10 protein-coding genes are annotated in these 10,433 nt (G+C 72.5%); 6 read left to right on the top strand and 4 right to left on the bottom strand.

Annotated elements, in window-relative coordinates; translation table 11 throughout:
- The 5 genes from N4P33_RS06120 to N4P33_RS06100 all read left to right on the top strand — a co-directional run.
- A partial coding sequence (locus tag N4P33_RS06120; protein WP_260825252.1) for an acetate--CoA ligase family protein occupies positions 1-1,164 on the top strand: 1,164 nt, incomplete at its 5' end.
- 51 nt (positions 1,165-1,215) lie between these two features.
- Positions 1,216-2,388 (top strand): acyl-CoA dehydrogenase family protein, encoded by a 1,173-nt coding sequence (locus N4P33_RS06115; protein WP_260825251.1) that lies wholly within the window; start codon positions 1,216-1,218, stop codon positions 2,386-2,388.
- 44 nt (positions 2,389-2,432) lie between these two features.
- Entirely contained in the window at positions 2,433-3,608 is a 1,176-nt protein-coding gene (locus N4P33_RS06110) for an acyl-CoA dehydrogenase family protein (RefSeq protein WP_260825250.1), read from the top strand.
- Positions 3,609-3,654: 46 nt separating this feature from the next.
- Positions 3,655-4,557, top strand: coding sequence for a 3-hydroxybutyryl-CoA dehydrogenase (locus tag N4P33_RS06105; RefSeq protein WP_260825248.1), 903 nt, complete (start codon positions 3,655-3,657; stop codon positions 4,555-4,557).
- A 47-nt stretch (positions 4,558-4,604) separates the two neighbouring features.
- Positions 4,605-5,216 carry a TetR/AcrR family transcriptional regulator gene (locus N4P33_RS06100; protein WP_260825247.1) on the top strand — a complete coding sequence of 204 codons (612 nt, stop codon included), beginning with the start codon at positions 4,605-4,607 and terminating at the stop codon, positions 5,214-5,216.
- Here N4P33_RS06100 and N4P33_RS06095 read toward each other — a convergent pair.
- From N4P33_RS06095 to N4P33_RS06080, 4 genes are all read right to left on the bottom strand, one after another.
- Entirely contained in the window at positions 5,154-6,599 is a 1,446-nt protein-coding gene (locus N4P33_RS06095; RefSeq protein ID WP_260825246.1) for an erythromycin esterase family protein, read from the bottom strand. The genes N4P33_RS06100 and N4P33_RS06095 overlap by 63 nt on opposite strands.
- Before the next feature lie 90 nt (positions 6,600-6,689).
- Positions 6,690-7,352: a 3-oxoacid CoA-transferase subunit B gene (locus N4P33_RS06090; protein ID WP_260825244.1), complete on the bottom strand. Its 663-nt coding sequence runs from the start codon at positions 7,350-7,352 to the stop codon at positions 6,690-6,692.
- Entirely contained in the window at positions 7,349-8,026 is a 678-nt protein-coding gene (locus N4P33_RS06085) for a 3-oxoacid CoA-transferase subunit A (RefSeq protein WP_260825243.1), read from the bottom strand. The genes N4P33_RS06090 and N4P33_RS06085 overlap by 4 nt, the downstream gene beginning before the upstream one ends.
- On the bottom strand, positions 8,023-9,234 hold the full coding sequence (locus N4P33_RS06080) for a thiolase family protein (RefSeq protein WP_260825242.1): 1,212 nt from the start codon (positions 9,232-9,234) through the stop codon (positions 8,023-8,025). The genes N4P33_RS06085 and N4P33_RS06080 overlap by 4 nt, the downstream gene beginning before the upstream one ends.
- An 85-nt stretch (positions 9,235-9,319) precedes the next feature.
- Here N4P33_RS06080 and N4P33_RS06075 point away from each other — a divergent pair, with 85 nt between their 5' ends.
- Positions 9,320-10,228: a LysR substrate-binding domain-containing protein gene (locus N4P33_RS06075; protein ID WP_260825240.1), complete on the top strand. Its 909-nt coding sequence runs from the start codon at positions 9,320-9,322 to the stop codon at positions 10,226-10,228.
- Positions 10,229-10,433: the final 205 nt, after the last annotated feature.

Genomic DNA, 10,433 nt, shown 5'->3' with positions numbered 1-10,433 from the left:
GTCGCCGTCCTCACGGACGGCGGCGGTCACGGGGTCGTGGCCGCCGACGCCACCGAGGCGGCCGGACTGACCGTGCCCGAACTCCTCCCGCCGACACGGCAGCGGCTGCGCGGCCTGCTGTGGGAGCAGTCGGCGGTCGCCAACCCCGTGGACCTGGCGGGCATGGGCGAGCAGGACCCCGGCTCCTACGCCGAGACCGTCGCCGCGCTGCTGGCGGCCGAGGAGACCGACGCCGTCCTGATGACCGGCTACTTCGGCGGCTACGCGGCGACCGACGGCGGGCTCGGCGGCGGCGGTACGGCGCTCGCCGACGGAGAACAGCGGGCCGCGCGTCTCATCGCCGAGCGGCACCGGGCCGGCGCGAAGCCCCTGGTCGTGCAGTCCATGTATCCGCAGTCCCCCAGCTGCCGTACCCTCACGGCCGCCGGCATCCCCGTCTTCGCCGCCACCGAGGACGCCGCCCGCGCCCTCGCCGCCACGGCACCCGGCACACCCGGCACCGGCGTCGCACCCCTCCCGCCGCCCGCCGCACCCCTGCGCGACACCGGCTACCTCGGCACGCGCAGGGCGCTCGAAGCGGCCGGACTCACCTTCCCCGCCGCCCGCGAGATCCACGACGAGACCGAACTGCTCGCCGCCACCGCCGAGTTCCCCGGCCCGTACGTCCTCAAGGCGCTGCACCTGCTGCACAAGTCCGACGCGGGCGGAGTCGCGCTGAACCTGGCCGGACCCGCCGAACTGCGCGCCGCCTTCCGGGACATGCGTGCCCGGCTCGGCGCCCCCGCCTACTCCGTGGAGGCCATGGCGGACCTGACCGACGGCATCGAGCTGATCGTCGGTGTGAACCACGACCCGCGTTTCGGACCCGTCGTCATGGTCGGACTGGGCGGCGTCCTGGCCGAGGCACTGCGCGACATCGCCTTCGCCCTCGCCCCGGTCACCGCCGAGCACGCCGTGATGCTGCTGCGCGGCCTGCGCACCGCCGCCCTGCTCGACGGCGTGCGCGGCAGGCCCGCCGTCGACGTCGCCGCCGCCGCGGCGGCCGTGGAGACGATCACCACGTTCGCCGCGGCCCACCCCGAGCTCGCCGAGATCGAGGTCAACCCCCTGCTCGTCCGCCCGGACGGGGTCATCGCCCTCGACTCCCGGGCCGTACCCGCCTGACCACCCCTTCCGTCACCCCCGCCGTTCCCTCCCGCGACCCAAGAGGCACCCATGGACATGCGCTACACCCCCGAACAGGCCGACCTGAAGCGGCGCGCCGCCGACTACGCCCGGCTGCTGATGCGGTACGAGGACCAGTCCGAGCAGGCCGGCGGCCCCCTGCCGCAGGAGCTCGTCGCCGAACTGACCCGGGCCGCCATGGACGCCGGTGTGTACGCCATCAACATGCCCGCCGAGTGGGGCGGCGCCGGACTCAGCCTGCTCGACCAGGTCATCGTCGAGGAGGAGTTCGGCAAGGTCACCAACTGCCTGTGGGACATCCCCTGGCGGCCCGCCAACGTCCTGGCCTACGGCGACGAGCGGCAACGCGAGAAGTACCTGCTGCCCGTGATCCGCGCGGAGAAGTTCGACGCGTTCGCCGTCACCGAGCCGGGCGCGGGCTCCGACCCGTCCTCCGGCACCTCGACCGCCGACCGCACCGACGGCGGCTGGCTGCTCAACGGCGAGAAGTGGTTCGTCACCTGCGGCGACATCGCCGACTTCCTGCTGGTGCAGGCGGACGCGGGACCCGACCGGCTGCCCACGCTGTTCTTCGTGGACAAGGCCGCGCCCGGCGTCGAGATGACCCGCGTGCCCCGCTTCATGCACTCCGCCGTCAACGGCCACCCCGAGTTCACCTTCACCGATGTCTTCGTACCCGACGAGGACGTGCTCGGCGGGGTCGGCAACGGCTACGAACTGACCAAGGAGTGGTTCACCGACGAACGGATGATGATCGCGGCCCGCACCGTCGGCGCCGCCGAGCGCTGCCTGCGGCTCGCCCGCGACTGGGCGGTGGAGCGCGAGCAGTTCGGCGCCCCGATCGCCTCCTACCAGCTGATCCAGGGGATGCTCGCCGACTGCGCGGTCGACATCGCCGTCAACCGCGCCTACACCCACCAGGTCGCCTGGGAGGCCGACCAGCCGGGCACCGACCGCAAGACCCTGCACGCCAAGGCCTCCACCGCCAAGCTCGCCGCCAGCGAGGCCGCCGGCCGGGTCGCCGACCGGTGCCTGCAGATCTTCGGCGGACGCGGCTACGACCGCACCTACCCCGTCGAGCGCATGTACCGCGAGCTGCGCGTGGACCGCATCTGGGAGGGCACCTCCGAGATCCAGCGCCTGATCATCGCAGGCGAGCTGATCAAACGCGGCACCCGCGCCCTCGCCCTGCCCACCCACTGACCCACCTCCCCGACACCCGCCACACCCCGACAGCGAGGACTTCCATGGACTTCCGCCTCACCCCGCGCCAGGCACAGCTCAAGGCCGACGCCCGCGCCCTCACCGACTTCATCGCCGGCTACGAGACCCAGTGCGAGGAGAACAACGGCCTGCCCGAGAGCGCGCACGCCAAGATCCGCGACGCCGTCCTCGACGCCGGCCTCCAGGCCGTCAACATGCCGGCCGAATGGGGCGGCGCCGGCCTCACCATCGCCGAACAGGTCACCGTGCAGGAGGAGTTGGGCCGACTCACCGGCGCCCTGTGGGACATGGTGTGGCGCCCCGCCAACGCCCTCCGCTTCTGCACCCCCGAACAGCGCGAGCGCTTCCTCATCCCGGTGATCAAGGGCGAGCGGCGCGACTGCTACGCCGTCACCGAGCCCGGCGCGGGATCCGACCCGCAGAACCTGGCCACCACCGCCACCAGGAACGACCGGGGCTGGGTGCTCAACGGCGAGAAGTGGTTCGTGACCGTCGGCGACCACGCCGACTTCATGATCGTGCTGGCGGCCGCGGGACCGGAGCGCGCCCCGACCCTCTTCCTCGTCGACAAGGACACCCCCGGCATCGAGATGACCCGCGTGCCGCGCTTCATGCACACCTTCGTCTACGAGCACCCCGAGTTCACCTTCACCGACGTCCAGGTCGGCGAGGACGCCGTGCTCGGCGGCATCGGAGAGGGCTACGACATCACCCGCTCCTGGTTCACCGAGGAGCGCCTGATGATCGCGGCCCGTACCACCGGCGCCGCCGAACGGGCCCTGGAGCTGTCCCGGGACTGGGCGGTGGAGCGCGAGCAGTTCGGGGCCCCGATCGCCTCCTACCAGCTGATCCAGGGGATGCTCGCCGACTGCGCGGTCGACATCGCCGTCAACCGCGCCTACACCCACCAGGTCGCCTGGGAGGCCGACCGCGCCACCCCCCGGGACCGCAAGACCCTGCACGCCAAGGCGGCCATCGCCAAGCTCTCGGCGAGCGAGGCCTCGGGCCGGGTGATCGACCGGTGCCTGCAGATCCACGGCGGCCGGGGCTACGACCGCGCCTACGCCGTCGAACGGCTCTACCGCGAGCTGCGCGTGGACCGCATCTGGGAGGGCACCTCCGAGATCCAGCGCCTGATCATCGCAGGCGAACTCGTCAAGCGGGGCACGGGCGTCCTGGACCTGCCCGTCGCCGGGTGACGGGCGGCACCGCGCCGATCAGGCGGAGCAGAGAGGAAGAACCCGAATGACCGACATCGAGCGCGTGGGCGTCGTCGGCTGCGGCCTCATGGGCGCGGGCATCGCCGAGGTCTGTGCGCGAGCCGGCGTGCCGGTGACGGTCGTGGAGCGGGACGGCCGGGCGGCCCGGTCGGGCCGCCTGCGCATCACCCGGTCGCTCGACCGGGCCGCCGCACACGGCAGACTCACCGACGACCACCGTGACACCGCGGCGGCCCTGATCACCGTGACCGACCAGATCGAGGCCCTGCACGACCGCGACCTGGTCATCGAGGCCGTCGCCGAGGACGAGCGCCTCAAACTCGACGTCTTCGCCCGCCTCGACGCCGTACTCCAGGGCGAGCACGCCCTCCTGGCCACCAACACCTCCTCCATCCCCGTCATCCGGCTGGCCGCCGCCACCTCCCGCCCCGACCGCGTCGTCGGAGTGCACTTCTTCAACCCAGTACCGGTCCTGCGGCTCGTCGAGCTCGTGCCCTCGCTGCTCACCTCGCCGGGCACGGTGGCACGCGCCGAGACCTTCGTGACCGGCACGCTGGGCAAGGAGGTCGTACGCACCCGGGACCGGGCCGGATTCGTCGTCAACGCGCTGCTCGTGCCGTATCTGCTGGCCGCGATCCGCATGGTCGAGTCGGGCGGCGCGAGCGTCGAGGACATCGACCGCGGCATGGTCCTCGGCTGCGCGCACCCGCTCGGCCCGCTGGCGCTGACGGACCTGATCGGCCTGGACACCACGCGGGCCATCGCCGAGTCGCTGTACGCCGAGTTCCGCGAGCCGCTGTACTCGCCGCCGCCGCTGCTGTCGCGCATGGTCGAGGCCGGCCTGCTGGGACGGAAGTCGGGGCGCGGTTTCCACACCTACGACGAGCTGCCCGGACCGGAACCCACGGCATCCGCCGGACGGCCGTGAGGGAAGATGGAGACCGCGTACGACCACCGAACGAGGGGAGCCGCAGGGTGTCCACCAAGGTGCGCACGGCGGATACGCGCGAGCGCATCCTGAGCGCGGCGTGCGAGGCCATCGCGGAGATCGGCTTCGAGAAGATCCGCATGCGCATGGTCGCCGAACGGGCCGGCGTGTCGACGGCGCTGCTGCACTACCACTTCGACACGCGCGAGAAGCTGTTCACCGAGGCGATGACGCACTCCTTCGCCAACACCGCGGTGGACGTGGAACGCGACGCGGAGACCGCCCCGGCGGCGGTCGTCCTGGCCCGCATCCTGCGCAACCTGCTGCCGACCGATCCCGAGCTCCAGCAGGACTGGCGGCTGTGGCAGGAACTGTGGGTGCGGTCCCTGCGGGACGAGACGACCCGGGCGTTCGCCGTGGACCTGTACGGGCAGCTGCACGCCTGGGTGGCGGGCGCCGTACGCCGCGGCATCGCGTCCGGCGAGTTCGCCGAGACCGACGTGGACGAGCTGAGCACGCTGGTGCTGTCGCTGAGCGACGGCTACGGCATCCGTGTGATGCTCCGCGACCCCACCGTCACGGCGGACACGGCCCTCTCATCCATCTGGCGGCACATCGCCGCCGCCCTCGGCCTGCCGGATACCGTCCCGACCGGCTGAGTGCCGGTCGAGCGGTCGGCTCGGCTGGATCGCGTGCAGGTGCACCACCAGGTCGGCCGACCGCAGCAGGTTGACCTGGTCGCCGGGTGGCGGGAAGTCCGTGCCGATCTCCCGTTTGGGCCGGGCGGTGTCCAGCCAGGTGCGGGCGGCGGGCGGTGCGCTGCGCAGGTCGAGGTACCAGTCGCGGTGACGCACCCGGTCCAGGGTGTGCTCGACCGAGCCGGGAGCGGCGGGCGCCACCTCGTAGCGCCTGACGTCGGCGTCGACCGGGTTCTGCAAGCCCTGTTCGGTGGCGTGCACGGCGCCCCGGTCGAAGGAGAGGCCCACCGCCAGATAGCCCTCGCCCAGCCGCTCCCGGAGCACCGCGCCCTGGGTGACGGGCAGGTTGGGGGTGGAACTGGCGGTGTACAGGTGGCTGTTGTGCCCGCCGAGCACCAGCCGGTGGCCGAGGTGGCGCTGCCACCACAGGGTGTTCTCCGCCATGACGGTGTCGCGGTAGGCCATCGCCGCCGGCACGGCCTCGGGATCGGCGAGATCGAAGGCGTGCAGGCGCGCCACCTGGTCGACGGCGGTGGCGTGCCGCACCGCCCAGGCGTGATCGTCGTCCGGCCGGGCGGGTTCGCGGGCGCGCAGCAGCGTGAGGACGCGGCCGGTGCGCTCGGCCCGTGCGCGGCGCTCGTCCAGGGGCGCGGTCGTGATGTCCCGGATCCACTCGCCGGCGGGCACGGTGGGCCGCAGACCCCGGTACAGGTCGGTGACTTCGGCCAGCAGGCCGGGGTGAGCCCGCCGGACGTGGTCGACGACCCGGTCGTACAGCTCAGGTCCGGCGTAGGCGCTGTCGTTGCCGGCGAATCTGAGCGGGTCACCGGGATGAGCGACGTTGTACGCCCGCATCCAGCGGATCATGTCCAGGTACTCCCGGCTGTGCAGCAGCAGGTAGGCGTTCTGGAACTCCTCGGACATGATCCGCGCGGGATTCCCGCGTCCGGTGAGCAGATAGTGGTCGAGGCGGACCCCGGCGCTCCAGTTGGCCTCGAGGACGAAGGAGCGGAACCCCTTGCGCTCGACCAGGTACCGCAGGGCCCGGTGCCTGAAGGTGACGAAGTCGCGGGAGCCGTGGGCGGCCTCGCCGATGCCGACGATCACGGCGTCCTCGATCGCCTGCCCGAAGGGACGCAGGTCCTCGAAGGGACCCGAGGGCTCGACGGTGCGCAGGGGACGCGCGGCCCTCTCCAGCGCCGCAACCGGGTCGTCGGTGGCCGGGACGGGCCCGCCCGACACCCGGGAGCCCCCTCCGGCCGAAGACACCGCGATCGTCCCGGGGACGACGGCGAGCCAGACGAGCACTGCGACGGCGAGCCGCCGTGTCAAGGAGGGTGGCATGACGCCAGCTTCCCTGTGCGGGCGACGGGCCGCGCTCCGTGCGTCACCCGACCGGAGCAGCTCGGAGCAGCCCGGGGCAGGGCAGGCGTGTCAGGCCCGCGACGGCCGCAGCGGCAGGTCCAGGCGGGACGCGAGGGCGTCGATCGTCGTGCCGAAGGTCTCCCGGACCGTGACGCCCTGCGGGGTGATGTCGAAGACGGCGAGATCGGTGTAGACGCGGTCGACGCAGGCGAGTCCGGTGAGCGGGTAGGTGCACCGGGGCACCAGCTTCGGCTCTCCGGACTTGGTGAACAGCGTCATCATCACGAAGACCTTCCTCGCCCCGATCGCCAGGTCCATCGCGCCGCCGACCGCGGGAATCGCGTCCGGCGCTCCCGTCTGCCAGTTGGCGAGGTCGCCCGCCGTGGAGACCTGGAAGCCGCCCAGGACGCAGATGTCCAGGTGGCCGCCGCGCATCATGGCGAAGGAGTCGGCGTGGTGGAAGTACGCCGCCCCCGGCAGCTCGGTCACCGGGACCTTGCCGGCGTTGGTGAGATCGGGGTCGATCGCGTCGCCCCGGGCGGCCGGGCCCATGTTGAGCATGCCGTTCTCGGTGTGCAGCACGACGCCGGAGTCGGCCGGCAGATGGTCGGCGACGAGGGTCGGCTGACCGATGCCGAGATTGACGAAGGCGCCCTGCGGGATGTCGCGGGCGACGAGGGCGGCGATCTCGTGCTTGCCCAGGGCCCGGTCCGTGGGAGTCGTACGGGTCATACAGCTGCCTCCTGTGTCTCCCGCACGACGCGGTCGACATAGATGCTCGGCGTCACCACGGTCTCGGGATCGATCGCGCCGGTGTCGACGATCTCCCGCACCTGGGCGATCACGGTGGTCGCGGCGGTGGCCATGACAGGGCCGAAGTTGCGGGCGGTCCTGCGGTAGACGAGGTTGCCCATGCGGTCGGCGCGGTGGGCGCCGATCAGCGCCACATCGCCCTTGATCGGGTACTCCAGGACGTAGGTACGGCCGTCGATGACGCGGGTCTCCTTGCCCTCGGCCAGCAGGGTCCCGGCCCCGGTGGGGCAGTAGAAGGCGCCGATGCCGGCGCCGGCCGCCCGGATCCGCTCGGCGAGGCTGCCCTGCGGCACGACCTCCAGCTCGATCCTCCCCGCCCGGTACAGCTCGTCGAAGACGTACGAGTCGGCCTGCCGGGGGAAGGAGCACACCACCTTGCGGACCCGGCCCTTCGCCAGCAGCGCGGCGAGGCCCGTGTCGCCGTTGCCGGCGTTGTTGGACACGACGGTGAGGTCGGTCGCGCCCTGCCGGATCAGCGCGTCGATGAGGCCGACCGGCATGCCGGCCATGCCGAATCCGCCGACCAGCACGGTCGAACCGTCCTCGATCCCGGCCACCGCCTCGTCCGCGTCGGCGCACAGCCGTGTCGTCATCGGGCCGTCGCCTCCGTGACGTTCTCCAGGACCACGGCGAGCGCCTGGCCGACCCCGATGCAGATGGCGGCCACACCCCAGCGCTCGCCGGACTCCTTCAGCCGGTGCGCCAGCGTGCCCAGCAGCCTGCCGCCGGAGGCGCCCAGCGGGTGGCCTAGCGCGATGGCGCCACCCTTGGTGTTGACGATCTCCGGGTCGATCCTCCAGGCGTCCACGCAGGCCAGCGACTGCACCGCGAACGCCTCGTTGAGCTCCACCGCCGACACGTCGGACCAGGTGATGCCCGCGCTCTTCAGCGCCCGGTTCGCCGCCTCGACCGGCGCGAACCCGAAGTCCTGCGGATCCAGCGCGAACACCCCGCGTCCCGCGACGCGGGCCAGCGGATCGGAGCCGATGCGGGCCGCGGCGGCCCCCGAGCCGAGGAGCACGGCCGAGGCGCCGTCGCTCAGCGGCGAGGCGTTGCCCGCGGTGATCACGCCGTCCGGGCGGAACGACGGCTTGAGCCCGGCGAGTTTGTCGACCGTGGACCCGGGCCTGATGCCCTCGTCCCGGGTGAGCATGCCGTCCTCGCCGTCCACGGTGACCGGCACCACCAGGTCGTCGTAGAAGCCGGACGTCCAGGCGGCGTCGGCGAGGGTGTGGGAGCGGACGGCGAACTCGTCCTGCCGCTCCCGGGGGACGGAGAACCGGTCGGCGAGCTGCTCGTTGGCCTCGCCCAGGGAGACCGTCCACTCCTTCGGCATCCGCCGGTTGACCAGCCGCCAGCCCAGCGTGGTGGACACGGCGGTCATGTCCCCGGCGGGATAGGCCCGTTCAGGCTTGGGCAGCACCCAGGGCGCCCGGGACATCGACTCCACACCGCCGGTCAGGACGATGTCCGCGTCGCCGCACTCGATCGCGCGCGAGGCGATGATCGCCGCGTCCAGCGAGGATCCGCACAGCCGGTTGACGGTCGTGGCGGGCACCGAGGTGGGCAGTTGGGCGAGCAGCACGGCCATGCGGCCGACATTGCGGTTGTCCTCGCCGGCGCCGTTGGCGTTGCCCCAGACGACATCCTCGATCCCGGCCGGGTCGAGCGCCGGCACCTTGGCCAGGACCCCGTTCACCGCGAGCGCCGCGAGGTCGTCGGGGCGGACGGCGGCGAGAGCGCCGGAGAACCGTCCGAACGGGGTGCGGGCCGCCGCGTACACATAGCTGCCGGTCGTCATGGCCCTCACGCTAGGGTCGGGCGCTTCATCACGTCCAAGACCTAGTTCCGCATGATTGATAAGCGACCTTTATAGAATGGGGTGCATGGAGCTCCGCCAGGTCCGCTACTTCCTCGCGCTCGCGGAAGAGTGCCACTTCGGGCGTGCGGCGGCCCGGCTCCATGTCGCCCAGCCCGCGCTGTCCCAGCAGATCAAGCAGCTGGAACGCGAGCTGGGGATCGAGCTGTTCCACCGCTCCACCCGGCACGTCGAACTCACCGAGGCCGGCCACCAGCTGACCGGCTACGCCCGTACGCTGCTCGCCGAGGCCGAACGCGCCCGCGTCCACATGACCGAGCTCGCCACGGGCCACGCCGGCCATGTCTCCGTCGGCTTCATCGGCACCGCCACCTACGACGTGCTGCCCCGCGTCGCCCGCACCGTGCGGGCCCGGCTGCCGCAGATCACCCTGGAGCTGCGCGGCGAGCTGCTCACCCCGCAGCTGGGGGAGGGCCTGGTCACCGGCGCCTACAATCTGGCCGTCTTCCGCTCGGGCGCCCCGGCCGAGGGGGTCCGTGTCACGCCACTGCGCACCGAGCCCCTGGTCGCGGTGCTGCCGGCCGCCCATCCGCTGGCCGGTGCTAGGCGGATACCGCTGGGATCGCTGGCGGGCGAGCCGTTCGTCATCCATCCCGCGCAGCCACGGTCAGCCATGTACGACCGGGTCCTGGCCGCCTGCGGGCGGGCCGGGTTCCAGCCCGCGTCCCTGGTCGAGGTCGGTGAGACCGCCACCCTCGTCGTCCTCGTCGCCGCGGGGCACGGCGTGGCGCTCGTCCCGGAGTCGGTGCAGAGCCTGCGGCTCGACGGCGTGACCTATGTGCCGCTCGCCGAGACGGAGACCGTCGACCTGGTCCTGGGCCGCCGCACCCAGCGCACGTCGCCTGCCGCCGAGCAGGTCGCCTCGGTCATCGAGGAGTGCGTGCAGGGGGCGGCCGACGTGGTGCCGCCCAAGTAGAGGGCTGTTACCGGGTATTGCGGCTCCTCCGCCTGGTACGACCCGCGTACGGGAGCACACCACCGCGTCGAGTGCTGGACCGGTGCGCGGGAGCGACCCGACGTGGCCGTGGCCGCCGCTGTCCGCGGGTGCGGCGCAGCCGCGTGTGCCCCGGCCGCCGCACTTCTGGTCCGGCCAGTACGGCGTCATGATCCAGGTCGCAGGC

It is taken from the genome of Streptomyces sp. 15-116A (genome assembly GCF_025290915.1).
Lineage (GTDB): Bacteria > Actinomycetota > Actinomycetes > Streptomycetales > Streptomycetaceae > Streptomyces.
The sequence above is the reverse complement of the archived record's forward strand: the minus strand, read 5'-3'. Positions and strand labels throughout refer to the sequence as shown.

Coding starts and splice junctions, on each gene's coding strand:
- N4P33_RS06075 (WP_260825240.1), top strand. CDS start 9,320: ATGGAGCTCCGCCAGGTCCGCTACTTCCTCGCGCTCGCGGAAGAGTGC.
- N4P33_RS06115 (WP_260825251.1), top strand. CDS start 1,216: ATGGACATGCGCTACACCCCCGAACAGGCCGACCTGAAGCGGCGCGCC.
- N4P33_RS06080 (WP_260825242.1), bottom strand. CDS start 9,234: ATGACGACCGGCAGCTATGTGTACGCGGCGGCCCGCACCCCGTTCGGA.
- N4P33_RS06085 (WP_260825243.1), bottom strand. CDS start 8,026: ATGACGACACGGCTGTGCGCCGACGCGGACGAGGCGGTGGCCGGGATC.
- N4P33_RS06095 (WP_260825246.1), bottom strand. CDS start 6,599: ATGCCACCCTCCTTGACACGGCGGCTCGCCGTCGCAGTGCTCGTCTGG.
- N4P33_RS06110 (WP_260825250.1), top strand. CDS start 2,433: ATGGACTTCCGCCTCACCCCGCGCCAGGCACAGCTCAAGGCCGACGCC.
- N4P33_RS06105 (WP_260825248.1), top strand. CDS start 3,655: ATGACCGACATCGAGCGCGTGGGCGTCGTCGGCTGCGGCCTCATGGGC.
- N4P33_RS06090 (WP_260825244.1), bottom strand. CDS start 7,352: ATGACCCGTACGACTCCCACGGACCGGGCCCTGGGCAAGCACGAGATC.